Genomic DNA, 22,173 nt, shown 5'->3' on the forward strand with positions numbered 1-22,173 from the left:
CGTCCGGGTCGATGTCTGCGGCGACCGCGCCGGCGGCCTGGCCGGCGCGCACCCGCTCGGCCAGGTCGGCGCGGACCCGCCGGAACCGGCCGTGCACGAACTCGCGGGTCTCCGGGTGCTGCTCCGCCTGCAGCGCGTCGGTCGTGAGCGTCGCGTACAGCTCGACCAGGCCGGGGATGGAGCGATTCCGCTCGGCGCTGCGCTCCATGAGGGCGACGGCCGAGACCTCCTCGGTCGGGGACGGCTCCGCGTTCCGGGCCTCGTGCGCCCGGTACACCTCCACCAGCAGCTCGTCGCGGTGCGCGAAGTAGTAGCGCAGCGCCGCGTGCGAGACGCCGATCGCCTCGCCGATCGCCCGCAGGGACGCGCCCACGCCGCGCTCCGCGAAGACGGCGATGGCGCTCGCGAGGATCTGCGCGCGCCGCTCCGGGGCCTTCCGGTACGACCGCGCCCGGTCTGCCGTGTCGCCGTTCACCATGGGGGCCATCGTACGAACGGCCGCCAGGAAATCCCCGGGCGGGAGCGGGTGGAATGCGGCGCCCTCCGCGAGGGTTGCCGCCCGTATGACTACCTTCGGCATCATCGGAGCAGGGAACATCGGCAGCCAGGTCGCCCGTGTGGCGATCGCGCAGGGCAACGAGGTCGTGATCGCCAACTCGCGCGGTCCCGAGACCCTCGCCGACCTGGTCGCGGAGCTCGGACCCAAGGCCCGCGCGGCGACCGCCGAGGAGGCAGCCGCCGCGGCCGACGTCGCCGTCGTGTCGGTGCCGCTGAAGGCCTACCGCGACCTCCCGGTGGAGCCGCTGGCCGGCAAGGTCGTGCTCGACACGAACAACTACTACTGGGAGCGCGACGGCCACATCGAGGCCCTCGACCGCGGCGAGGCGACCACCGCCGGCCTGCTCCAGGAGCACCTGCCGACCTCGAAGGTCGTCAAGGCGTTCAACCAGATCACGGCGCAGACCATCACCACCGACGGCACCCCCGCGGGCACCGAGAACCGCCGTGCCCTCGCCACAGCGAGCGACTACCCCGAGGCCGTCGAGCTGGTGACGCGGTTCTACGACGAGGCGGGCTTCGACACCGTCAGCGCCGGCCCCCTCAGCGAGTCCTGGCGCTTCGAGCGCGACCGCCCCGCGTACGTCTCCCGCCAGAACGCCGAGGAGCTCAAGGCGAACATGGCCAAGGCGCAGCGGGTCCTCTGACCGGGGGCTAGTCTCGCCGCATGCCCACCCCCGACGACCCCTGGTCCGCCGTCGCCGACGACTGGGGCCGCCACTGGGGCACCTTCGCCCGCCCGGTCTGGGAGCCGCTCCTCGACGCGGCCGGGATCGGGCCGGGCAGCCGGGTGCTCGACGTCGGCTGCGGCAGCGGCGAGCTGCTCGAGCACCTCCAGGACCAGGGCGCCCGGGCCGGCGGCGTCGACCCGGCGGCCCGGATGGTCGAGCTCGCGCGGGCCCGCGCCGCCGGCGCGGACGTGCGCCGCGGCGACGTCGAGCACCTCCCGTTCGACGACGCCGCCTTCGACGCCGTGCTCGCCGTGAACGCGGTGCAGTTCGCCGATGACCTGGACGACGCGCTGGCCGAGATCGCCCGGGTGCTGGTGCCGGGCGGCGTCGTCGGACTGGCGGGCTGGGCCGAGCGGAGCCGCAACGACCTGGACGGCATCAACGTCGCGCTCGCGGAGGCCGACGACGAGGACCCGCCCGAGGACGGCCCGCTGCGCCTGCCGGGCGGGCTGGCCGGCCTGCTGGCCGACGCCGGCTGGGAGGTCCTGGACGGCGGGACCACACCGGTCCCGTGGACCGCCAGGGACGCGAACGACCTCGTGCGCGGCATCCTGTTCGGCGAGGGCGACGCGACGGTCGCCGACCTCGCGCCCGTCGTCGTCGAGGCGGCCGCGCCGTTCCGCCGTCCGGACGGCGGCTACCGCCTGCTGAACGCGTTCCGCTGGGCGGTCGCCCGGCGTCGGTAGGGTGAGGCCACGTGAGCCTCCCGACCGATCCCGACCAGCCCATCCTGCGCGTCCCCGGGATCCGGGCGCTGGTGTGGATGTCGCTGTTCGGCTTCGCGGGCTACGCGCTCCTGCTGCCGACGGCGCCCCTCTGGGCCACCCACGGCGGCGCCGACGAGGCCGGCGCGGGACTCGTGAACGCCGTGCTCATGGCGGCCACCGTCGCCTTCCAGACCACCGTGCCCTGGGCCCTGCGCCGGCTGGGCTGGCGCAGCACGCTCGTCGCGGGCGTGCTCCTGCTCGGCCTGCCGTCCCTGGCGCTCGTGCTCACCGACCAGCTCGGCTGGATCCTCGCCGCATCGGCTGTGCGGGGTGCCGGGTTCGCCGTCGTCACGGTCTGCGGCGCGACGGCGATCGCCGAGCTCGTCGGCGCCTCCCGGCGCGGCCGGGCGATCGGCGTCTACGGCCTCGCGGTCGCGGCCCCGCAGGTGTTCCTCACCCCGAGCGCCGCCTGGGTCGCCGAGTCCGTCGACTTCCGGGTCGTGTTCGCCGCCGGCGCGCTGCCCGCGCTCGCCGTGCCCTTCGCGGCGGCCCTCGGCCGCCGGCTCGACCTGCTCACCGCCGGCCACGCGGACGACGCCGCCCCGCACCTGCACGACGGCGCACCGGCCGGCCGGGTGCGGATGCTGCTGCCGCTGGTGCTGCCCTCCCTGGTGCTGCTCGCCGTGACCACGCCCGGGGGCGCGCTGCTCACGTTCGCGCCGCAGCTCGGGTACGGCGCCCTGGTCGCCATGGCCGGGCTGCTCGGGCTCACGGTCGCCGCCGCGCTGTCCCGCTGGCTCGTCGGTGGTCTGGCCGACCGGTACGGGCCCAGCCGGTTCGTGCCGCCGCTCCTGCTGCTCTGCGCGGCCGCCCTCGTGCTGTGCGGCTGGTCGATCACCGGCTCCGGGCCCGGTGCGGCCTGGCTCGTGGTGGGCATGACACTCGTGGGCGTCTCCTACGGCAGCCTGCAGAACCTCACGCTGGTCACCGCGTTCGCCGCCGTGCCCGACCGGGAGCGCAGCGTCGCCAGCGCCGTCTGGAACATCGGGTTCGACACGGGCACCGGGCTCGGCTCGCTCGTGGTCGGCTTCATCGCGGCCGGCACGAGCTTCACCGTGGGCCTGCTGACCACGGCCGCGCTGTGCGTCGTCGTCGCGGCGGTGGCGTTCCTGAGCGCGCGGACCGCCGGGCGGCGCGCCGCCCAGTAGCACCAGGGTGCCGACCAGGGGAGCACCCTGGTCCGCCGCGACCCCGGCCGGGTGAGAGTGGCGGCATGATCGACAAAGGAATGCCCGACGCCGCCGGGCCCGCGGGGCGTCCCGTGGGGCGCCGGATCGTACTGGCGATGCTCGGCCTGGGCGCCGCGGGCGTGGCCGCGGGTCCCGCGGTGCGCAGCGGGCTCGGCGAGGTGCGTGCGGCCCTGTCCCGGGTCGCACCCGCGGCGGTGCCGGACGACCGCGGCTTCCGCTACTTCAGTGTCGTCGGCTCCGTGCCGCGCCAGGACGCGACGACCTACCGGCTCACCGTCGGCGGGCTGGTGGACCGGCCCGCGACGTACACGCTCGACCAGCTCGCGGCGCTGCCCCAGCACACGGTGGTGCACGACGCCGTCTGCACGGACGGCTGGCAGGTCGACGACGTGCCGTTCACCGGCGTCCTGCTGCGGGACCTGCTGGACGCCGCCGGGGTGCGGGACGAGGGCGCCGCCGTCCGGTTCACCTGCTTCGACGGCGCCTACTCGGAGAGCCTCACGCTGGACCAGGCGCGCCGGTCGGACGTCGTGGTCGCGCTGCGGATGTTCGACGAGCCCGTCCCGCACGACAGCGGCGGCCCGGTGCGGCTCTTCGTCGCGCCCATGTACTTCTACAAGTCGGCGAAGTGGCTCTCCGGCATCGAGGTCACCAGCCAGGTCCAGCAGGGTTACTGGGAGGACTACGGCTACCCCGTGGACGGCTGGCTGCCCGGCGAGGAGCCGGTCGGTGCCTGAGCGCGTGCTCCGGTTCAGCCCCGCCGAGCGGGCCGTCCACCGGGCGACGGGGCTGCTGTTCCTGGTCTGCCTGCTCACCGCGGTCGCGCTCTACGTGGCGCCCGTCGCGCAGCTCGTGGGCCGGAGGCTCCTCGTCGAGACCGTCCACGAGTGGTCCGGGCTCCTGCTGCCCGTGCCGGCGCTGCTCGGCCTGTGGTCCGGCCCGTTCCGGGCCGACCTGCGGCGCCTCGACCGGTTCACCCCGCAGGACCGGCGCTGGCTGGCGAGCCTCCGCTCGTCCGAGCCGCACCGCGGCCGGTTCGCGGGGAAGTTCAACGCCGGCCAGAAGCTCTGGGCCTCGTGGCTCGCGGGCGCCGTCCTGGTCATGCTCGGCACCGGGCTGCTGCTGTGGTTCAAGTTCGCGCTCGGGTTCGTCCCGCGCGCCGGCGTCGTGCTCGTCCACGACGTCGGCGCCTACGCGCTCGCCGTCGTCGTCGCCGGCCACGTGCTCAAGGCGCTCGCCGACCCGGAGGCCCGGCGCGGTATGCGCACCGGGTCCGTCCGGCGGTCGTGGGCCGCGCGGGAGCACGGCCTCTGGCTCGATCAGAAGCCGAAGTCGCCGATCCCGCCGCCCCCGTACGACGGCGGCTCGTCGTCGCCCTCGGCGCTCCACGCCTCCCAGGCCGCGGACGACGCCGCGTAGGTGGCGACGACGCCGAGGATCGCGGCACTGACGGCGCTGCTCAGGGCCGCTCCCGGCGCGTCGGTGCCGAGCACCTGGGCGAGCCCGCCGCGCTGCCGGGCCTCGGCCCGTGCGGCGGCGCGGCCCAGGGCGGCCGGGGACGCGTCGGCGGGCCTGTCGCCGCCGCTCGTGGCGGCGGTGAGCCGGTCGAACGCGGTCTCCCGCTCGGCCGCCGTCAGCCGCTCGAAGGCCTCCGTGTGCACCTGCTCGACGACGGCCGGCGGGGCCGCGCCGAGCATCTGCTCGGCGCGACCCAGCGCGAGCCGGTCAGACCGGCTCATCGTCGGCCCCCACGATCCGGTAGCCCCGCTCGGCGAGGGCGCGCGTCATGTGCTCGGCGTACCACTCGGGCCAGGCCTCGTCGTACACGCCGCCCAGCTCCTGCTCCTCGTGGACCCCGTGCGCGGTGGCCGCCTGCTTGAGCAGGTCCAGCAGGATCTCGTTCGACGCCGGGTCGGGTGCGTTCGTCATGTCCGTCACCGGCCCGGGAGACGGTCGACGATCTGCTGGAGCACCCACTCGTTGCCGTCCGGGTCGGCGAACGACGCGAACGACGCGTAGCTGTCGTGCTCCGGGTGCGCGCCGGGCACGCGGTTCTCGGTGCCGGCCCAGTGGAAGACGCCGTCCTGGTCGTGCCAGATCTCGCTGACGTCGGCGCCGTGCTCCACGAGCTCGGCCCGGGCCGCGGCGAGGTCCGACACGATCAGGTGCAGGCCCCGCACGGAGCCCGGCGCGGCGTCGGTCAGGTGCTCGCCGAAGATGATCGAGGCGGCGGACCCGGGCGGGGTCAGCTGCACGACCCGCAGGCCGCGCTCGGTGGAGAAGTCGGCGTCCTGCCGCCAGCCGAGCTGTCCGTAGAAGGCCTTGGCACGGTCCACGTCCGCGACGGGCAGGACGACGACCTCGAGCTTGAGTTCCATGATTCTCTCCGGTTTCTGGGGGTTCTTCGGTGGGGTGTGGTCGGGGGTCGGGGGACTACCGGGCCTGCAGCGGGCCCGCGAAGGACTTGCGCAGGGAGGAGGGGCCGACGAGGGGGAGCAGCGCCGCGAGCAGCTTGCGCTGGAGGGTCTGGGGCTGACGGGTCAGCTCGACGTCGATCCGGCTGCCGCCGTCGTCGGGGGTGACCTGGAAGACCCAGCCGCCGCCGGGCCCGAACACCTTCGAGTCCAGTGTGGTGATGTCCACGCGGCCGCGCTCGGCGTCCCACTCGTAGCGGGCGCGCTCCCAGGCGGCGGCGGTGCCCTCGGTCACCTCGGCCCAGGTCTCGCCCTGCTCGTGGACCGTCAGGTGGTCGGCGTCGATCGTGGGCCAGGCCTCGGCCCGGGTCGGGCTGAAGTCGGTCAGCACACGCAGTGCGGCCTCGGGGGAGAGCGTCGAGTCGAGGTGAAAGCGGACGGCGGTCATGGTCATGCTCCTCAGATTGGGTAACCGGTTTGAACGGTTACTGCGATGAGCAGAACTGTGGCACAGGTTCCGTAACCCGTCAAACTGGTTACGGGGACTTGTGCGTCACCGGGTCACCGTTCAGAATGGTTACGTGAACCACGCCTTCCCCTGCGGGACGCTCGCGCTCGACTTCCTCGGCACCCTGCGCGCCCGCCGCAATCCCGTGCCGGCCGAGAAGCTCGCCACGCCCGAGCTCCTCGACGACTGGTTCGTCGAGTCGGGCATGCTCGACGCCGCCCCCCACGCCGACGCCGCCGACCTGGCCGCCGCGGTGGAGCTGCGCGAGTCGCTCTACCTGCTCGTCGAGGAGCGGCTGGGCGGGCGCGCTGCGCTCGCGGCCGCTTCCGCCGCCGCGGCCGCGGACCTGGCCGGGCAGGCCGGTCCGGCCGACGGCGGCGAGGCGCTCCCCGCCGACCCGGCCGCGCTCGATGCTGCGCTTGCCGTCCTGAACCGGTACGCCGCGGAACCGCCCGTGGTGCTGCAGCTCGGGGTCGGCGTCGGCTCCGCGACCACCCTCCGCACCGGCACCGCCGCGCAGGGCCTGGCTGCCGTCGCCCGCGAGGCCGTCGAGATCCTGGGCGGTCCCGACGCCGCCCTGCTGCGCGAGTGCGGCCGCCCCGAGTGCACCCAGGTCTACCTCGACCGCTCGCGGGGCCACCGGCGTGAGTGGTGCGCCATGCGCACCTGCGGCAACCGGGTCAAGGTCTCGGCCTACCGCTCCCGCCACCGCACGTCGACCCCGACGCCGGCGCACGCCTGACCTCGCCCGCGTGACTCCGCGGGCGGCCCCTCGGCCCCGGCGTGCACCCGGCACCACGCCCCCGCCCCGGCCGCTGCTTGACGTCTCCGCCGCCCCGGTGCAACACTGACGCCCATCGCCGGAAACGTTTCCAGCGATCGCCACGCCGGAAACTGGAAACGTTTCCAAATCGGGCAGGACCTCACGAAGAAGTGGAGTGACAGTGTCGTCATCACGCGCCACCCTGATGCAGGTGGCCGAGCGCGCCGGGGTGTCGCTCGCGTCGACCTCGCGCGCGCTGCACGGCACGGGCGCGAGCAGCAAGATGGTGGACCGCGTCCGCGCGGCCGCCGCCGAGCTGGGCTACAGCCCGGACGCGATCGGCCGGTCGCTGCGCATGAAGCGCACGTTCCAGGTCGCCTTCGCCGTCGCCGACATCGGCAACCCGGTCTACGTCGAGATGCTCACCGCCATCCACGAGGTGCTCGCGCCGCACGGGTACCGGGTGGTTGTCATGTCCACGGGGCACACCGTCGGCTCCACGGTCGACCTGGTCCGCAGCCTCGGCAGCGGCTTCGTGGACGGCCTCATCGTCAGCCCCCTGCGCACCGACGACGCGCTCGTCGAGGCGATCCGGCAGGCCCCCGTGCCCGTCGTCGTCATCGGCCGCTCGCTGGAGCAGCAGGGGATCGACTCGGTCTCCACCGACTCGGCCGCGGGCCTCGGCCAGGCGGTCGCCCACCTCGTGGAGATCGGCCGCCGCCGCATCGGCTTCGTCAACGGCCCGCTCGACACCACCCCGGGCGCCGCCCGCCAGCGCGGGTTCGACGCCGCCACGAGCGGCCCGGACTTCGCGGGCGACCACGCCGAGACCGAGCGGGCGGACGACTTCACCGTCGCCGCCGGGCTCGCCGCCGCCCGCCGGCTGCTGTCCCGCACCCCCGCGGCGGGGCCGTTCGACGCCGTCGTGGCCGCCAACGACCTGCTCGCCATCGGCGTCATCCGCGCCGCCCGGGAGCTGGGGCTCTCGGTACCCGGCAACCTCGCTGTCACCGGTATGGACGACACCGAGATCGGCCGCGTCTTCCAGCCCAGCCTGACGAGCGTCTCGCTCGGGTCGGCCGAGCGTGGCACCGCCGCCGCCCGGCTCGTCCTGGACCGGGTCGACGACGTCGCCGAGCCCGCCCAGCAGATCGCCATCGGACCGCGCCTGTTCGTGCGCGAGTCCACCGCCAAGGAGATGAGCGCACGATGACCGTCCTCGCCTCGCCCCGGCCGTCGCCGCCGCGGCCCCGGCGCAACCGAGCCCCGCGGGGCATCGAACGGGCCCGGCGCCGCGAGGCCGCCGCGCTGGTCATGCCGTCGCTGCTGCCGATCCTGGTGCTGTCCGTCGCGCCGCTGCTCATGGGCGTGCTGCTCGCGTTCACCGACGCGGAGCTGGTGCGCCGCCCCGACTACCAGTTCGTCGGCGTCGACAACTTCGTGCGGCTGGCCGGCAACTCGTTCTTCTGGGAGTCGTTCCGCATCGGCATGGTGTGGGCGGTCTCCGTGACGCTGCTCCAGCTCGTCGCCGCGCTCGGCCTGGCGCTGCTCCTGAACTCCGGGCTGCGGCTCCAGGGGCTCACCCGGGTGCTGGCCCTGATCCCCTGGGCGATGCCGCCCGTCGTCGTGGCGATCATGTGGAAGATGATCTACTCGCCCAACGCGGGTCCGCTCAACGCGTTCCTGGGCTCGGTGGGCCTGCCGGACGACATCAACTGGCTCGCCGACTTCTCGACCGCGCTGCCCGCCGTGATCGTCGTCGGCGTCTGGGTGGGCATGCCCCAGACCACGGTGACGCTGCTCGCGGGGCTGCAGCAGATCCCGGACGAGCTGCACGAGGCCGCCGCGATGGACGGGGCCAACGCCTGGCGCCGGTTCTGGGCGGTCACGCTGCCCAGCCTGCGGCCGATCGTCACGTCGATCACGTCGCTCAACTTCATCTGGAACTTCAACTCGTTCTCCCTGGTCTACGTGCTGACCGAGGGCGGGCCCGGCGGCCGCACCATGCTGCCGATGCTGTTCACCTACCTCGAGGCGTTCAAGAACCGGAACATCGGGTACGCCGCCGCGATGGGCGTGGTGCTCGTCGTCGTGGTCGTCGTCCTCCTCGCGCTCTACCTGCGGTCGCAGTTCCGTGACGACCGCGCCGAGAAGAAGGGCTGAGCCGATGCGCGTTCTCGTCCGCCCCGCCCAGTACGTGGCGCTGGCCTGTTACATCCTCTTCCTCGGCTTCCCGCTGTTGTGGCTGATCTCGGCGTCGGTGAAGTCGTCCGGCGAGCTGAACTCGCTGGTCGTGAACCTCCTGCCGCAGGAGTGGCACTGGGAGAACTACTCCGAGGCGCTGGCCCGGCAGGGGCTCGTGCAGTCGGCGGCCAACAGCGCGATCGTCGCGCTCGCGTCCACCGCGCTCGTCATCCTCATCGCGCTGCCGGCGTCCTACGTGCTGGCCCGGCTCAAGGGCGCGATCCGCGCCGCCGGCGTCGGCTGGATCCTGGTGAGCCAGGTGTTCCCCGTGATCCTGGTGATCCTGCCGCTGTTCCTCATCCTGCGGACCATCGGCCTGACGGACAGCCTGGTCGGCCTCACGCTCGTGCACACCACGTACACCCTGCCGTTCGCGCTGTGGATGCTGCAGGGCTACGTCGCCGCGATCCCGGTGGAGCTGGAGGAGGCCGGGTCGATGGACGGCGCCAGCCGCCTGACGGTGCTGCGCCGGATCGTCGTCCCGCTGCTCGCGCCAGGCGTCGTCGCCACCGCGATGTTCAGCTTCGTCTCCTCCTGGAACGAGTTCTTCTTCGCGCTCGTGCTGCTCCAGTCACCCGAGAACTACACCCTGCCCATCACGCTGTCGACCTTCATCGGCGGCGAGGGCAAGGTCGCGCTCGGCCCCCTGGCGGCGGGCTCCGTGCTCGCCGCGATCCCCAGCATCGTCTTCTTCTCGATCATGCAGAAGAAGCTCACCGGCGGCCTCATGGCCGGGGCGGTCAAGGGATGACCGTCCGTACCCGCACCACCAACCCGAAAGGCCGACCCATGAAGTCTCGTGGAGTGTTCATCGCCGCATGCCTCACGACCAGCACCCTCCTGCTCGCCGCCTGCGGCAGCGCCGACGCCGGTGACGACGGCCCGGTCACGCTGAAGTTCCAGGCGCTCTCCGACCAGCCGGCCGCCATCGCCGCGACCGAGTCGATCGTCGAGGACTGGAACGAGGCCAACCCCGACGTCCAGGTCGAGATCGTCCCGGCCGGCTGGGACGGCGTCTACGACAAGCTGATCACCCAGTTCAACGGCGGCGCCGCGCCCGACGTCATCCACTACGAGGCCGCGAGCATCGTCTCGTTCGCCCGGGACGGCTACCTCGCCGACCTGACCGACCTCATGTCGGACGAGCGGCGCGCGGACATCCCGCAGGGCATCCTCGACTCGGTCACGGTCGACGACCAGGTCGTCGCCTACCCGACCGAGCTGCAGTCCTACGTGGTCTTCGCCAACCGCACGCTGCTGGAGGACGCCGGGTTCGAGGTCCCGACCGGCGACACCATGACGTGGGACGAGCTGCGCGAGATCGCGCAGGCCACCACGAAGGGCGACGTCTACGGCCTCGGCTGGGGCCTGTCCAGCCCGACGGCGGCGTTCATGTCGCTGGCCCCCGGGTTCGGCGGCACCTACATCACGGGCACCGGCGAGGACGCCGACCTGACCGTCGGCGACGGCGAGATGGCCCTGCCCGAGCTGGTGCACGCCATGGCCTACGACGACAAGACGATCCTGCCGGTGACCCTGACCCAGTCCGGGTCCGAGGCCATCGCGTCGTTCTACGCCGGGCAGACCGCGATGACCGTGCAGGGCTCGTACCAGGCCGCGAACATCGCCAAGGACGCACCCGAGGACTTCGACTGGGTGGCGCTGCCCCCGCTGGCCGGCCCCGAGGGCCCGCAGCAGGCGGCCAACCCGCAGACCCTGTCGGTCAACATCGACTCCGAGCACGTCGAGGAGTCGGCCGAGTTCATCGAGTTCTTCACGCAGACGGACCACCTGGCCGCGCTGAACGAGGCGGACGCCCTGATCCCGGCGACGACGTCGGCCCAGGAGGCCATGACGGCCAAGCTCGGCGACGAGAACGGGTGGAGCACGATCCTGGCCTCGGGCCAGAACTTCACCGCCGCGCCGTACCTGTTCGCCGACTCGTACGCGCAGTGGAAGGACACGGTGGCGACGCCGGCCTACCAGCGCTACCTCGCGCAGGAGACCGACGAGGCAGAGCTCGCCGACCAGCTCACGAGCGGCTGGGACGAGATCACGCAGTGACCGACGCGGGCGACGACTGACGCACGCGACGTAGGAACGACGAGGGAGATACCGTGAGCTGGTTAGAGGACCGGTCGGTGGCCGTGATCACCGGTGCCGCAGTGGGGGACGCCCTCGGTGGGGCGACCGAGGGGTGGACGCCGGAGCAGATCGAGGAGCGGCACGGGGGCCGCGTGCGCGGCATCGTCGGGCCCTGGTACCCCAACTGGCGCGACGCCCGCCCCATCGCCCCGTACCACAAGGGGGACGGGCACATCACGGACGACACCCTCATGACCAGGGCGCTCGTGGAGGTCTACGCCAAGCGGCGCGCGCACCTGGACGCGTACGCCATGGCGGAGGACCTGGTGCCGCTGATGATCGGGGAGCCCCGGTGGATCCCCGAGCTCGAGTCGACGGCGCTGCTGCTCCAGCGGGTGTTCCTCGCCGAGAAGTGGCTCGTGGCCCGGCTGCACTACGGGCACGTGGACCCGCGCGAGGCGGGCGTCGGCAACGTCGTCAACTGCGGCGCAGCGATGTACGCCGCGCCCGTGGGGCTGGTGAACGCGGGCGACCCCCGCGCCGCCTACGCCGAGGCGATCGACCTCACGGGTGCGCACCAGTCCAGCTACGGCCGCGAGGCGGCCGGGGTCTTCGCGGCGATGGTCGCGGCCTCGGTCGCCCCGGGCGCCACGCTGGACGACGTCGTGGCCGCCGCGCTGGACGTTGCCCACGACGGGACGGCGGACGCGCTCCGCGCCGTCGTGGACGCCCTCGAAGGCTGGCCGGAGGCGCCCGCGAGCGACGACGAGGAGCGCAAGCTCGCCCGCCTCGTGCGGGAGGTCGTCGCCCCGTACGACTCGGTCGGCCCGGAGTACCGGCAGATGTCGATGGACGCCCGCCGCCCCTCGCGGACCAAGTCGATCGAGGAGCTGCCGGTCGCCCTCGGGCTGCTGCTCGGGCACCGCGGCGACTTCCGCGGCTCCGTGCTGGCCGCCGTGAACTACGGGCGCGACGCCGACTCGATCGCCGTCATGGCGGGCGCCGTCGCCGCGGGCCTCGGCGGCAGCGGCGTGGTGCCCACCGACTGGCTCGACGAGATCGAGACCGCCAGCAAGATGGACGTCCGCGAGACGGGCCGCCTCATGGCGGACGCGGCGGGCGACATCCTGCGGGCAGACCGCGAGCGGGCGCTGGCCCGGCTCACGGAGCTGGACGCCGTCGGGGCGGGTGAGCCGGCGTGAGGCTGACCTGGGCCCAGCCCGAGGACCTGCTGGCGCACGAGCTCGTGCAGTCGGCGGCCGAGGGCAAGGACGTCGCCGACGTCCGCGACCGCTGGGTCGCGGCGGGCGGCGACCCGACGCCTGCGGTGAGCGGGGCGGGTCCCGTCCCGGCGCCGCCGGCCCTGCGCGCTCTGGCGCGCGACCTGCTGGACGAGCTGGATGCAAGGCCGGCGGCGTCGGGTCCGGACTCCTGGGACGAGGTCGAGGCTCTGCTCTCACCTGCCCCGTCCTTGCCGCACCGTCCGGCCGAGCCCGGCGGAGACGCCGCCTACGCCACCCGGGTCCACGGCGCCTGGACCGGCCGCGCCGCCGGCTGCCTGCTCGGCAAGCCGGTCGAGAAGATCCCGCGCGCCGGCATCGAGGAGATCCTCCGGTCCACGGGCCGCTGGCCGCTGGACAACTGGTTCACCGCCGTCGGCCTGCCCGACGACGTCGCGGCCCGCTGGCCGTGGAACCGCCGGTCGGCTCCGACGTCGCTGGAGGAAAACATCTCGGGCATGCCCGAGGACGACGACCTCAACTACCCGATCCTGGCCCTCGCTCTGCTGGAGAAGCACGGGCGCGGGTTCACCACGGACGACGTCGCGCAGCTCTGGTTGGACAACCTGCCCGCCGGGCGCACCTTCACCGCCGAGCGCGCGGCCTACCGGAACATCCTGGACGGGCGGCCCGTGCCCGAGACGGCCACGCACCACAATCCGTTCCGCGAGTGGATCGGTGCCCTGATCCGCACCGACCTGCTCGGCTGGGTCTCGCCCGGCGACGTGCGGGGCGCGGCCCGGCTGGCCTGGGCCGACGCAAGGCTCAGCCACACGGGCGACGGGATCTTCGGGGCCATTTGGGCCGCGGGTCTGGCCTCCGCGGCGGTAGTCGCGGCCGACGTCGAAGAGACGCTCGACGCCGCGGACGCCGTCGTCCCGCCCGGGAGCGGTCTCGCCGCCGCCGTGGCCCTGGGCCGTTCCCTCGGCCGCGACAACGACGGCAGCGAGGCGCAGATCCGGGCCGGCCTGGACCGCATCCACGCCGAGTACGGGCACCTGCACTGGGTGCACACCCTCAACAACGCCGCCGTGATCGCGTTCGCGCTGACCGCGGGCCGGGGCGAGTTCGGGCCCAGCGTCTCGATCGCCGTCACGGCGGGCTGGGACACGGACTCCGCGGGGGCGACCGTGGGCGGCGTCGTCGGGGCGCTCGATCCCGAAGGGATGGGCGAGCGCTGGACCGTGCCCCTGGACGGGCGCATCGCGACGTCCCTGCCGGGCGGCGAGCAGCGCATCGCGGACCTGGCGCGGCGGACCGTCGCGCTGGCCGAGCCGGCCGGGGGTGCCGCATGAGCGGGACCGTGGTCGTGGTCGGCTCGGCCAACGTCGACCTGGTGGTCGACGTGCCGAGGCACCCCGCCGGCGGCGAGACCATCCTGGGCGGCGACCTGCGCCGCACGCCGGGCGGAAAGGGCGCCAACCAGGCGGTCGCCGCGGCGCGCGCCGGGGGAGCGGACACCACGTTCGTCGGGGCGCTGGGCCGGGACGAGTCGGCCGAGCTGCTCCTCGCCTCGCTCGGCGGGGCGGGCGTGCGCACCGACACCCTCGACCGCGTCGACGCCCCGACCGGGACGGCGCTGATCACCGTGTCGCCCGACGGCGAGAACGCGATCGTCGTGGCGCCCGGCGCCAACTCGCACGTGCGGGTCGGCGCGGCGCAGGCTCGGCGGATCGCCGCGGCCGACGTCGTGCTGGCGCAGCTCGAGATCCCGCTCGACACCGTGATCGCCGCGGCCCGGGAACGCCGGGACGGCGCGCTGTTCGTGCTCAACGCGGCGCCGTCGCGCGACCTGCCCGGGGCGCTCTGGGAGCAGGTCGACGTGCTCGTGGTCAACGAGCACGAGGCCGCGGACCTGGCCGGGGTCGGCGCCGCGTCGCCCGAGGCGCTCGCAGCCGCCCTGCTGGAGCGTGTCCCCGCGGTGGTCATCACCCTGGGCGCCCAGGGCAGCCTCGTGGCTCGTCGCGGCGACGAAGCGATCCGCGTCCCGGCCGCCGAGGTCGCGGCAGTTGACACAACCGGCGCAGGTGACACGTACTGCGGCGTCCTGGCGGCGGCGCTGGCCGGCTCCGGCCTGGCGGGCCTGGCGCGGGCCGCCCGGCTCGCCGGCGCCGCCGGGGCCCTCGCCGTCACGCGCCCGGGCGCGCAGGACGCCGTGCCGGACGCCGCCGACGTCGTCGCGCTGGCAGAAACACTCGGAAAGGCATCATGAGCTACACCTTCGACCCGCTGGTCCCGCGGCCGATCGACCGGCCGACGGAGGTCGCCGTCGGCCCCCTGACCCCGGAGGCGAGCGAGGCGCTGGACCAGGCCAAGATCTTCTCCGGGCCCGCGGATCCGGCCGACCGCCCGGCCTGGCGCGAGACGCTGCGCGCCTGGCGCGCGGACGCCCGGGAGCGGCACGCCTACGCCGGCGCCGCCTACGCGCGGCCCGAGGCTGCGTGGGCCGCGCGGTGCAGCACCGTGGCGCAGGTCTGGCTGTGGGACGAGCTGCTCTACTCGTTCGAGGAGGGCCGCTTCACCCCGGAGGTGTTCCTCGCCGACGCCGAGGAGCGGTTCGGCGGGCTCGACGCCGTCGTGCTGTGGCATGCCTACCCCGTCATCGGACTGGACGACCGCAACCAGTGGGACTTCTACCGGGACGTGCCGGGGCTGGCCGCGCTCGTGGCGACGTTCCACGACGCCGGCCTGCACGTGTTCGTCGACTACAACCCGTGGGACGTCGGCACCCGCCGCGGCGAGGACGACCTGACCGAGCTCGCCGCCGTGGTGCGCGAGCTCGGGGCGGACGGCGTCTTCCTGGACACCCTGAAGAAGGCCGAGCCGGAGCTGGTCGCGCGCCTGGAGGCCGCCCGGCCCGGGATCGTGCTGGAGGGCGAGTCCAAGCTGCCGGTCGAGCGCATCGAGGACCACTCCTCGTCGTGGGCGCAGTTCTTCGCCGACTCCCCGGTGCCGGGTGTGCTGCGCGCGCACTGGTACGAGCGCCGGCACATGCAGCACCACGTGCGGCGCTGGCACCGCGACCACTCCGAGGAGCTGCAGTCCGCGTGGCTGAACGGCGTCGGCGTCATGGTGTGGGAGGTCGTGTTCGGTGTCTGGGTCGGCTGGTCGCGGCGCGACGCCGCGACCGTGCGCCGCATGGTGACGGTCCAGCGGGCCGCCGGCGACCTGCTGGTCGACGGCGAGTGGACGCCGCTGGCGCCCCTGGCCCCGGAGGCCGAGGCGGCCGGGGTGTACGCGTCGAGCTGGTCGCTGGACGGCGTGACGCTGTGGACGCTGGTGAACCGGGGCGAGGCCGACTACGCGGGGGAGGTGCTGGACGACGGGACGGAAGCCGTCGTGCCGGCCCGCGGGATCGCCGCGCTCCTCGACGTCGAGCCCGACGCCGAGGAGCCCGCCTGGCTGCCGGGTCTCCGCGACGCGCTGCGGGACCTGCCGCACGACGCCGACGCCAGGTTCCCGCACCGGATCGCGCGACGGGTGGCGCCAGCGGCGTCGGCCCCGCCGTCGGGCACCCCCGAGGCGGACGCCGTCGTCGTCCCCGCGGGCGACTACGTGCTCACGGTGCGCTACCGCGCCCGCGAGACCGGGATGTACCAGGGCGCGCCGTACGTGGACGAGTGGAAGCCGCTGCCGCCGCGCCTGCACGACGCGCGCACGCTGCAGCGGGACGGCATCCTGGCGACGCCGGTCGCGGTCGGGGACTCCGAGGTGACGAACGCGCAGTTCGCGGCGTTCCTGGACGCGACCGGCTACGCGCCGGCGCAGGGGCACCGGTTCCTGGCGCACTGGTCCGAGGGCCGCCCGGCCGCGGGCACCGAGGACGAGCCGGTCACCTTCGTGGACCTCGACGACGCCCGCGCCTACTGCGCGTGGCGCGGCGGGCGGCTGCCCACGGAGGACGAGTGGCAGCTCGCGGGGGAGGCCGCGCCTGATCTTTTCGGCGTCGCGCGACCGGGGGCCGCCGTCTGGAGCTGGACCGAGAGCGAGCACAGCGACGGCCGCACCCGGTTCGTCATGCTCAAGGGCGGCAGCGACTACCGGGCCCCGGACTCGGACTGGTACGTGGAGGGCGGGCGGCACGCGCCGGACTACTCGGTGAAGCTCCTGCTCCCGGGTCTCGGGCTCGCGCGGGCCGCCACCGTGGGGTTCCGTTGTGCGTGGGAGGTGTCGGCATGAGCGTGTCGCGCGACCCCGCCGTCGGCGCCCTGGCCGGACTACGCGTCGTCGACGCGTCCACGCTGTTCGCCGGGCCGATGGCGGCGATGCACCTGGGCGACCTGGGCGCTTCCGTCGTCAAGGTCGAGCACCCCACGAAGCCCGACCCGTCGCGCACGCACGGGGCGGCCAAGGACGGCGTCAACCTCTGGTGGAAGACGCTGGGCCGCAACAAGCGCACCGTCACCGCGAACCTGGGTTCGGACGGCGGGCGGGAGGTGTTCCTGGCGCTGGCCGAGCGGTCCGACGTCGTCATCGAGAACTTCCGGCCCGGCACGCTGGAGCGCTGGGGGCTGGGCTACGAGGAGCTGTCGGCGCGCAACCCAGGGCTCGTGCTGGCACGGGTCTCCGGGTTCGGGCAGACGGGCCCGTACCGCACGCGGCCGGGGTTCGGCACGCTCGCCGAGGCGATGAGCGGGTTCGCGGCGATGACCGGCGAGGCCGACGGCCCACCCACGCTGCCCCCGTTCGGCCTCGCGGACGGCGTCGCGTCGCTCGCCACGGCGTTCGCGATCATGACGGCGCTCTCGGCGCGCGAGCGGACCGGGCGCGGACAGGTGGTGGACACCGCGATCGTGGAGCCGATCCTGGCGATGCTCGGGCCGCAGATCACGCGCTGGGACCAGCTCGGTACCGTGCAGGCGCGGACCGGCAACCGGTCGAGCAACAACGCGCCGCGCAACACCTACCGCACCAGCGACGGGCACTGGGTGGCCGTGTCGACGTCGGCCCAGTCGATCGCCGAGCGCGTGATGCGCCTGGTGGGGCGGCCGGAGCTCGTGGACGAGCCGTGGTTCGCGCGGGGCGTGGACCGGGCGCGGCACGCGGACGAGCTCGACGAGGCGGTCGGCGGCTGGATCTCGCTTCGGACGCGAGAGGAAGTAGTAGCAGCGTTCGAGGAGGCCCAGGCGGCGGTGGCCCCCGTGTACGACGCGCGGGACATCGTGGCCGACCCGCAGTTCCAGGCGCTCGGGACGATCCACGAGATCGAGGACCCCGAGCTCGGTCCGATGCTGATGCAGGGCCCGCTGTTCCGGCTCTCGGAGAACGACGGCGTCATCGGGTTCACGGGCCGGCCGCACGGCGCGGACACCGACGAGGTGCTGGGGGAGCTGGGGTTCTCGGCGGCGCGCGTGGCGGAGCTGCGGGAGGCGGGGGCGGTATGACGCCGCTGACCCTGCTGTACGTGCCGGCCGACCGTCCCGACCGGGTGGCCAAGGCGCTGGCCTCGGCCGCGGACGCGGTGCTGGTCGACCTGGAGGACGCCGTCGCGCCGTCGCGCAAGGGGGAGGCGCGGGAGAACGCGGGGCTTGCTCTTGCTGCTGGTGTCTCGCGCCCGGTGCAGGTGCGGATCAACCATCGGAGCACGCCGTGGCATGCCGAGGATGTCGGGCTCGTTGGTTCGCTGCCCTCTTCGGTGGGCGTCCGGGTGCCCAAGGTGGAGTCGGTCGCTGAGGTGCAGGAGCTCGCGGAGGCCCTGCCGGGCCGGGCGCTGCACCTGCTGGTCGAGTCGGCGCTCGGCGTCGAGCGGGCCTTCGAGCTCGCGACGGCGTCGCCGCAGGTCGCGTCGATCGGCCTGGGGGAGGCGGACCTGCGCTCCGACCTGCGGGTCGACGACGAGGACGGGCTGCTCTGGGCCCGGAGCCGCATCGTGGTCGCGGCGCGGGCGGCGGGTCTGGTGGCGCCGGTGATGTCGGCCTACACGAACGTGCGGGACCTGGACGGGCTGGCGGCGTCGTGCCGGGTGGGGCGCCGGCTGGGTTTCTCGGGGCGGACGGCGATCCATCCCGGGCAGCTCGATGTGATCCGGGCTGCGTTCCTGCCCTCGGCCGCCGAGGTCGCTGCGGCCCGGGAGGTGCTGGAGCGGGTCGGTGCGGCCGCTGTCGACGGGGTGGGGGCAGTGGCGCTGGCGGACGGGACGTTTCTCGACGTGGCGATGGTGGAGCGGGCGCGGTGGGTGGTGGAGCTGGGGTCGGCCTAGGCCCAGGCTGCGCTTGGCAGGGGCTCCGCGAAGCGATAGATTTCTATCGTTATTCGATAGGAGGCCCATGAATCCGCTGGCAACAAGGCTGCTGCGCCTGGTGATCGTGCTACTGCTCCTCGGAATCGGGGTAGCTCAGTTCGCCGTCCTCCCGGAAGTGTCCGCGAGACTCGCGTACCAGTACCCGGAGGCTGCCCACCTGCGTTCGCCGGCCCTGGTGGTCTCGATCATCGGGCTGGTTCCGGCCCAGGTGGTCCTGCTCTGCGTCTGGCGGCTCCTGACGCTGGTCCGTCGCGACGCGGTGTTCTCGCCCGCGGCCTTCCGGTGGGTCGACGTCATCATCTGGGCGGCCTTCGCCGCGTGCCTGCTCGCGATCGGTCTCTTCGCCTGGCTGACGGGAAGCACGCTGGACACCGGGATGCAGCCGGGGATCGCGCTCGCCCTCCTTGGCTGCGCGGTGCTGGCCGGTGGGGTCGGGCTCCTGGTGGTCGTCCTGCGCGGTCTGCTCGCCAAGGCCGTCGGTTGGAAGGGCGAGGCGGCGGTGCTCCAGGCCGAGCTCGACGAGGTCGTCTGATGCCGATCGTCGTGGACATCGACGTTATGCTCGCGCGTCGCAAGATGTCGGTGGGGGAGCTTGCGGAGCGGATCGGTATCACCCCGGCGAACCTCGCGGTCCTGAAGAACGGGCGGGCCAAGGCTGTTCGGTTCACCACGCTGGATGCGCTGTGTGCCGTGCTCGATTGCCAGCCGGGCGACCTGATCCGCTATGTCCCGGAGGGTGACGAGGCGGCGCCTGGAGGGTGAGGTCGTGCGCGTCGGGCGTTGGTCTGACCGGCCGCGGGGGTGACGTGTTCTGCTGCGGGCGGCTTGGGCTCAGGCGCCTAGCGGTCCGGGGGCCTACGGCGTCGGGAAGCCGAGCTCGGCCAGGACGTCGTGCCAGGTCTCCTCGACGAACACCGACTCCGTCAGGAGCAGCTCCTCGATCACCGTCGGGTCCGCTGCGGGAAATCCGGCGGCGACGGCCCACGCCACGAGGTCTCTTGCCGCGTGCGGGACGTGTGCCCGGTGTCGGGCCCCGTATTCCTCGGGGTCCATCCCCTCGGGGAGCAACAGCGCCTCGGGCTCGTACTCCGCGTAGTCGGCGACCGAGTCGATGTGCAGGGCGGTGCGCCACGGCCTACCACCCGGTGCGAGCCCGGTGACGATCGCGCAGTCGCTGTCCACCACGCGTGCGACGCTGACCGGCGAACCGGTCCAGCGCACCAGCTCGGAGAGAGGCTCTGGCTGGTCCGGGAACCACCGGCCGGTCGTGACCTCCACTGCCTGCCAGCCCGTGGTCGTCAGCCATGCGGCGTCCACCGCCGCCTCGGGCGCATGCGGGCCCACGACGGAAGCGAGCATCGGGACCTGTTCCAGTGGGCCGTCGCTGCGTGCGACGACGAGAAAGCCGCTGAAGCCCAAGTGTCTGTCCTCCATGGGGTGTGGTCGATCGATGGTGCCGGGATCTTCGGCGTGGCTGGTGTACTGGACGCGTGCGGTTCTGCTGTGGGCAGATCGGGCCGGTTCGGCGAGCGGTGCGAACGTGTGTGCCATATGTTGATGGCATGACGCGAACGAGTGAGGTGCTGATGACGGCGGGCAGAGAGCCTGCCGGGTTGGTGCTGCCTGGGAGCGGGGTGGTCGATGTCGCGGATGTGCGTGCGGTGCGCCAGGTGCTGGCGGGCATGATCTTGCCCGGTGCCACTGACACTCCTGCCGCTGTGCCCGGGGCGGTGCAAGCCGAGTGGGTGGACCTGCTCGGTGAGCTCGAAGCCGTCAAGAACGCGATCACCGCGACCCAGGCCCGCCTCACGGTCGCGTTGGACGAAGCGACCCGCGCTGTGGAAGCGCGGCAGAGCATTCGTGCCGAGCGGCGTGGACGGGGTGTGTCGAACCAGGTCGGTGCTGCGTTGCGGGTGAGCCCTCATGCGGGGGCTGGGTTCGTGTCGACGTCCCGGGTGTGGGTGACGCAGATGCCCCACACCTTCGCCGCCCTGCAGTCCGGGGTGCTGTCGCAGTGGCGGGCCACCCTCCTGGTCCGGGAAACCTCGCACCTCTCGTTGGAGCACCGTGCCCTGATCGACGAGGAGATCTGCGGACCCACGCGCCTGGCCGAACTCGCGAAGATGGGCACCAGTCGCCTGATCGCCCGGATCAAGGAACTGGCCGCACAGCTGGACGTGCACGCGTGCGTGAAGCGCAACGCGAAGGCCGTCACGGAGCGGCGGGTCTCGATCCGTCCAGCCCCGGACCTGATGGTCTACCTGACCGCGCTCGTGCCCATGGCGCAGGGAGTCCAGGCCTACGCCCAGCTCAAGGCCCACGCCGAGACCACCAAGGCCACAGGTGATGAGCGTGCGGTGGGTCAGATCATGGCCGACACCCTGATCGAACGCGTCACCGCCCGCGAGCCCGGCCGGGCGAACGATGTGCCGGTCACGATCAACCTCCTGGTCTCCGACGACACCCTCCTCGCCGGCGGCAACCAGCCCGGTGTGGTGGCCGAGGGCGCACCGGCGGGTGCGGGTGTCGTCCCGGCACCGGTGGCCCGCAACCTCGCTGCGCACGCGATCGACACCGACGCGGCCTGGTTGCGCAGTATCTACGTGAACCCGCACGGTCGGCTGCTGGCCACGACGTCCACGTCCCGGTTCCACCCACCGGGCCTGTCGAGCCTGCTGCGCGCACGCGGGCAGGGCATCTGCGCCACAATCTGGTGCGACGCGCCCGTCCGGCACACGGACCACGTCACTCCGTACGCCGAGGGCGGCCCGACCAGTCTCGACAACGGTCAGGGCTTGTGCGCGAGGTGCAATCACGCCAAGCAGGCACCGGGCTGGTCGCAGAAGACCACTCAATTCAACGGACTTCACGCGGTCGAGACCATCACGCCAACCGGGCACACGTACGTCTCGGTCGCACCCACACCCCCGACGCCAGTCAGAGCCCGGGCCGCGACACCAACCCGGACCCAGGACGCGACACCGAACAGCACCGGCGCCACACCACGAGACCATGACGCCGGACCACGACGAGACCTGACAGCGGTCAGCGGCACGTACCCCCGCCAGCACTCCAGTGCACCCAGAGACGGTTCAGCGGCCGACGAGCCCAGGGACGTCTCCACGACCGGCGAGCCCGGACCCGCCCAGACCTCGACCGCTGACCGTGCGACCACCCCACCCTGGACCCCGGCGGTCGGCGTGACCGGCCCGGCACCAGGCCGCACCCCACGCAGCTGCTACTCGATCGGCTGCCAGACCACCCCTGCCCACGGTGCGATCCCCTACCGCCCCAGCCCACCACCCCGCCAACCACGCACGGGCCGTCGTCCCCTCGGTCGAGCATCGACACGTCCACGCCGGCCCGACCTCACCTGGACGCACCCCGTGTGA

25 protein-coding genes are annotated in these 22,173 nt (G+C 73.5%); 19 read left to right on the forward strand and 6 right to left on the reverse strand.

Annotated features, from left to right (window positions below; genetic code table 11):
* Nucleotides 1-478, reverse strand: a 478-nt coding sequence (locus ACFU5G_RS10620) for a TetR family transcriptional regulator (RefSeq protein WP_377243480.1), incomplete at its 3' end; no start/stop codon positions are given.
* Here ACFU5G_RS10620 and ACFU5G_RS10625 point away from each other — a divergent pair.
* The 5 genes from ACFU5G_RS10625 to ACFU5G_RS10645 all read left to right on the forward strand — a co-directional run bounded on the left by ACFU5G_RS10625 (nucleotide 477) and on the right by ACFU5G_RS10645 (nucleotide 4,665).
* Nucleotides 477-1,205, forward strand: coding sequence for an NADPH-dependent F420 reductase (locus ACFU5G_RS10625; RefSeq protein WP_377243482.1), 729 nt, complete (start codon nucleotides 477-479; stop codon nucleotides 1,203-1,205). The genes ACFU5G_RS10620 and ACFU5G_RS10625 overlap by 2 nt on opposite strands.
* Before the next feature lie 20 nt (nucleotides 1,206-1,225).
* Entirely contained in the window at nucleotides 1,226-1,975 is a 750-nt protein-coding gene (locus ACFU5G_RS10630; protein WP_377243483.1) for a class I SAM-dependent methyltransferase, read from the forward strand.
* Between the two features lie 11 nt (nucleotides 1,976-1,986).
* The gene (locus ACFU5G_RS10635) at nucleotides 1,987-3,204 is read left to right on the forward strand and encodes an MFS transporter (RefSeq protein WP_377243485.1); all 1,218 of its coding nucleotides are present in this window, start codon (nucleotides 1,987-1,989) and stop codon (nucleotides 3,202-3,204) included.
* Between the two features lie 65 nt (nucleotides 3,205-3,269).
* Nucleotides 3,270-3,983, forward strand: a complete 714-nt coding sequence (locus tag ACFU5G_RS10640; protein ID WP_377243487.1) for a molybdopterin-dependent oxidoreductase — start codon at nucleotides 3,270-3,272, stop codon at nucleotides 3,981-3,983.
* On the forward strand, nucleotides 3,976-4,665 hold the full coding sequence (locus ACFU5G_RS10645) for a cytochrome b/b6 domain-containing protein (protein WP_377243489.1): 690 nt from the start codon (nucleotides 3,976-3,978) through the stop codon (nucleotides 4,663-4,665). The genes ACFU5G_RS10640 and ACFU5G_RS10645 overlap by 8 nt, the downstream gene beginning before the upstream one ends.
* Here the strand turns inward: ACFU5G_RS10645 and ACFU5G_RS10650 are convergent.
* From ACFU5G_RS10650 to ACFU5G_RS10665, 4 genes are read right to left on the reverse strand one after another with little or no spacing between them, the layout of a single operon-like run.
* Nucleotides 4,566-4,985: a hypothetical protein gene (locus tag ACFU5G_RS10650; protein ID WP_377243490.1), complete on the reverse strand. Its 420-nt coding sequence runs from the start codon at nucleotides 4,983-4,985 to the stop codon at nucleotides 4,566-4,568. The genes ACFU5G_RS10645 and ACFU5G_RS10650 overlap by 100 nt on opposite strands.
* On the reverse strand, nucleotides 4,972-5,175 hold the full coding sequence (locus ACFU5G_RS10655) for a hypothetical protein (protein ID WP_377243492.1): 204 nt from the start codon (nucleotides 5,173-5,175) through the stop codon (nucleotides 4,972-4,974). The genes ACFU5G_RS10650 and ACFU5G_RS10655 overlap by 14 nt, the downstream gene beginning before the upstream one ends.
* 5 nt (nucleotides 5,176-5,180) lie before the next feature.
* Complete coding sequence (locus ACFU5G_RS10660) at nucleotides 5,181-5,624, reverse strand: VOC family protein (RefSeq protein WP_377243494.1); 444 nt, start codon at nucleotides 5,622-5,624, stop codon at nucleotides 5,181-5,183.
* Between the two features lie 55 nt (nucleotides 5,625-5,679).
* Nucleotides 5,680-6,108, reverse strand: a complete 429-nt coding sequence (locus ACFU5G_RS10665; protein WP_377243496.1) for a hypothetical protein — start codon at nucleotides 6,106-6,108, stop codon at nucleotides 5,680-5,682.
* 133 nt (nucleotides 6,109-6,241) lie between these two features.
* Here ACFU5G_RS10665 and ACFU5G_RS10670 point away from each other — a divergent pair, with 133 nt between their 5' ends.
* The 13 genes from ACFU5G_RS10670 to ACFU5G_RS10730 all read left to right on the forward strand — a co-directional run bounded on the left by ACFU5G_RS10670 (nucleotide 6,242) and on the right by ACFU5G_RS10730 (nucleotide 19,543).
* Nucleotides 6,242-6,910, forward strand: coding sequence for a CGNR zinc finger domain-containing protein (locus ACFU5G_RS10670; RefSeq protein WP_377243499.1), 669 nt, complete (start codon nucleotides 6,242-6,244; stop codon nucleotides 6,908-6,910).
* A gap of 202 nt (nucleotides 6,911-7,112) precedes the next feature.
* The gene (locus ACFU5G_RS10675; RefSeq protein WP_377243502.1) at nucleotides 7,113-8,144 is read left to right on the forward strand and encodes a LacI family DNA-binding transcriptional regulator; all 1,032 of its coding nucleotides are present in this window, start codon (nucleotides 7,113-7,115) and stop codon (nucleotides 8,142-8,144) included.
* Entirely contained in the window at nucleotides 8,141-9,094 is a 954-nt protein-coding gene (locus ACFU5G_RS10680) for a carbohydrate ABC transporter permease (RefSeq protein WP_377243505.1), read from the forward strand. Before ACFU5G_RS10675 ends, ACFU5G_RS10680 begins: the two co-directional genes overlap by 4 nt.
* 4 nt (nucleotides 9,095-9,098) lie before the next feature.
* Nucleotides 9,099-9,926, forward strand: a complete 828-nt coding sequence (locus tag ACFU5G_RS10685; protein WP_377243507.1) for a carbohydrate ABC transporter permease — start codon at nucleotides 9,099-9,101, stop codon at nucleotides 9,924-9,926.
* 38 nt (nucleotides 9,927-9,964) lie between these two features.
* Nucleotides 9,965-11,239, forward strand: coding sequence for an ABC transporter substrate-binding protein (locus ACFU5G_RS10690; protein WP_377243510.1), 1,275 nt, complete (start codon nucleotides 9,965-9,967; stop codon nucleotides 11,237-11,239).
* Nucleotides 11,240-11,292: 53 nt separating this feature from the next.
* On the forward strand, nucleotides 11,293-12,462 hold the full coding sequence (locus tag ACFU5G_RS10695; RefSeq protein WP_377243513.1) for an ADP-ribosylglycohydrolase family protein: 1,170 nt from the start codon (nucleotides 11,293-11,295) through the stop codon (nucleotides 12,460-12,462).
* Nucleotides 12,459-13,835 carry an ADP-ribosylglycohydrolase family protein gene (locus tag ACFU5G_RS10700; protein WP_377243515.1) on the forward strand — a complete coding sequence of 459 codons (1,377 nt, stop codon included), beginning with the start codon at nucleotides 12,459-12,461 and terminating at the stop codon, nucleotides 13,833-13,835. Before ACFU5G_RS10695 ends, ACFU5G_RS10700 begins: the two co-directional genes overlap by 4 nt.
* Nucleotides 13,832-14,752 (forward strand): ribokinase, encoded by a 921-nt coding sequence (locus ACFU5G_RS10705; RefSeq protein WP_377243518.1) that lies wholly within the window; start codon nucleotides 13,832-13,834, stop codon nucleotides 14,750-14,752. Before ACFU5G_RS10700 ends, ACFU5G_RS10705 begins: the two co-directional genes overlap by 4 nt.
* Entirely contained in the window at nucleotides 14,749-16,719 is a 1,971-nt protein-coding gene (locus ACFU5G_RS10710) for a formylglycine-generating enzyme family protein (RefSeq protein ID WP_377243521.1), read from the forward strand. The genes ACFU5G_RS10705 and ACFU5G_RS10710 overlap by 4 nt, the downstream gene beginning before the upstream one ends.
* The gene (locus tag ACFU5G_RS10715; RefSeq protein WP_377243524.1) at nucleotides 16,716-17,924 is read left to right on the forward strand and encodes a CaiB/BaiF CoA transferase family protein; all 1,209 of its coding nucleotides are present in this window, start codon (nucleotides 16,716-16,718) and stop codon (nucleotides 17,922-17,924) included. The genes ACFU5G_RS10710 and ACFU5G_RS10715 overlap by 4 nt, the downstream gene beginning before the upstream one ends.
* A complete protein-coding gene (locus ACFU5G_RS10720) occupies nucleotides 17,921-18,739 on the forward strand; it encodes an HpcH/HpaI aldolase/citrate lyase family protein (protein ID WP_377243527.1) in 819 nt (272 codons plus the stop codon). The genes ACFU5G_RS10715 and ACFU5G_RS10720 overlap by 4 nt, the downstream gene beginning before the upstream one ends.
* 157 nt (nucleotides 18,740-18,896) lie before the next feature.
* Nucleotides 18,897-19,313, forward strand: coding sequence for a DUF2975 domain-containing protein (locus ACFU5G_RS10725; RefSeq protein WP_377243530.1), 417 nt, complete (start codon nucleotides 18,897-18,899; stop codon nucleotides 19,311-19,313).
* On the forward strand, nucleotides 19,313-19,543 hold the full coding sequence (locus ACFU5G_RS10730) for a helix-turn-helix domain-containing protein (protein WP_377243533.1): 231 nt from the start codon (nucleotides 19,313-19,315) through the stop codon (nucleotides 19,541-19,543). The genes ACFU5G_RS10725 and ACFU5G_RS10730 overlap by 1 nt, the downstream gene beginning before the upstream one ends.
* 93 nt (nucleotides 19,544-19,636) lie before the next feature.
* On the opposite strand, the gene ACFU5G_RS10735 is transcribed toward ACFU5G_RS10730, so the two are convergent.
* On the reverse strand, nucleotides 19,637-20,140 hold the full coding sequence (locus ACFU5G_RS10735) for a hypothetical protein (protein WP_377243536.1): 504 nt from the start codon (nucleotides 20,138-20,140) through the stop codon (nucleotides 19,637-19,639).
* Nucleotides 20,141-20,463: 323 nt separating this feature from the next.
* Here ACFU5G_RS10735 and ACFU5G_RS10740 point away from each other — a divergent pair, with 323 nt between their 5' ends.
* The gene (locus ACFU5G_RS10740) at nucleotides 20,464-22,173 is read left to right on the forward strand and encodes a DUF222 domain-containing protein (RefSeq protein WP_377243582.1); all 1,710 of its coding nucleotides are present in this window, start codon (nucleotides 20,464-20,466) and stop codon (nucleotides 22,171-22,173) included.

Source organism: Promicromonospora sp. NPDC057488, assembly GCF_042802395.1.
GTDB lineage: Bacteria > Actinomycetota > Actinomycetes > Actinomycetales > Cellulomonadaceae > Promicromonospora.

Coding starts and splice junctions, on each gene's coding strand:
- ACFU5G_RS10690 (WP_377243510.1), top strand. CDS start 9,965: ATGAAGTCTCGTGGAGTGTTCATCGCCGCATGCCTCACGACCAGCACC.
- ACFU5G_RS10740 (WP_377243582.1), top strand. CDS start 20,464: ATGATCTTGCCCGGTGCCACTGACACTCCTGCCGCTGTGCCCGGGGCG.
- ACFU5G_RS10710 (WP_377243521.1), top strand. CDS start 14,749: ATGAGCTACACCTTCGACCCGCTGGTCCCGCGGCCGATCGACCGGCCG.
- ACFU5G_RS10735 (WP_377243536.1), bottom strand. CDS start 20,140: ATGCTCGCTTCCGTCGTGGGCCCGCATGCGCCCGAGGCGGCGGTGGAC.
- ACFU5G_RS10730 (WP_377243533.1), top strand. CDS start 19,313: ATGCCGATCGTCGTGGACATCGACGTTATGCTCGCGCGTCGCAAGATG.
- ACFU5G_RS10715 (WP_377243524.1), top strand. CDS start 16,716: ATGAGCGTGTCGCGCGACCCCGCCGTCGGCGCCCTGGCCGGACTACGC.
- ACFU5G_RS10680 (WP_377243505.1), top strand. CDS start 8,141: ATGACCGTCCTCGCCTCGCCCCGGCCGTCGCCGCCGCGGCCCCGGCGC.
- ACFU5G_RS10625 (WP_377243482.1), top strand. CDS start 477: ATGGGGGCCATCGTACGAACGGCCGCCAGGAAATCCCCGGGCGGGAGC.
- ACFU5G_RS10630 (WP_377243483.1), top strand. CDS start 1,226: ATGCCCACCCCCGACGACCCCTGGTCCGCCGTCGCCGACGACTGGGGC.
- ACFU5G_RS10720 (WP_377243527.1), top strand. CDS start 17,921: ATGACGCCGCTGACCCTGCTGTACGTGCCGGCCGACCGTCCCGACCGG.
- ACFU5G_RS10660 (WP_377243494.1), bottom strand. CDS start 5,624: ATGGAACTCAAGCTCGAGGTCGTCGTCCTGCCCGTCGCGGACGTGGAC.
- ACFU5G_RS10665 (WP_377243496.1), bottom strand. CDS start 6,108: ATGACCGCCGTCCGCTTTCACCTCGACTCGACGCTCTCCCCCGAGGCC.
- ACFU5G_RS10640 (WP_377243487.1), top strand. CDS start 3,270: ATGATCGACAAAGGAATGCCCGACGCCGCCGGGCCCGCGGGGCGTCCC.
- ACFU5G_RS10650 (WP_377243490.1), bottom strand. CDS start 4,985: ATGAGCCGGTCTGACCGGCTCGCGCTGGGTCGCGCCGAGCAGATGCTC.
- ACFU5G_RS10655 (WP_377243492.1), bottom strand. CDS start 5,175: ATGACGAACGCACCCGACCCGGCGTCGAACGAGATCCTGCTGGACCTG.
- ACFU5G_RS10685 (WP_377243507.1), top strand. CDS start 9,099: ATGCGCGTTCTCGTCCGCCCCGCCCAGTACGTGGCGCTGGCCTGTTAC.
- ACFU5G_RS10705 (WP_377243518.1), top strand. CDS start 13,832: ATGAGCGGGACCGTGGTCGTGGTCGGCTCGGCCAACGTCGACCTGGTG.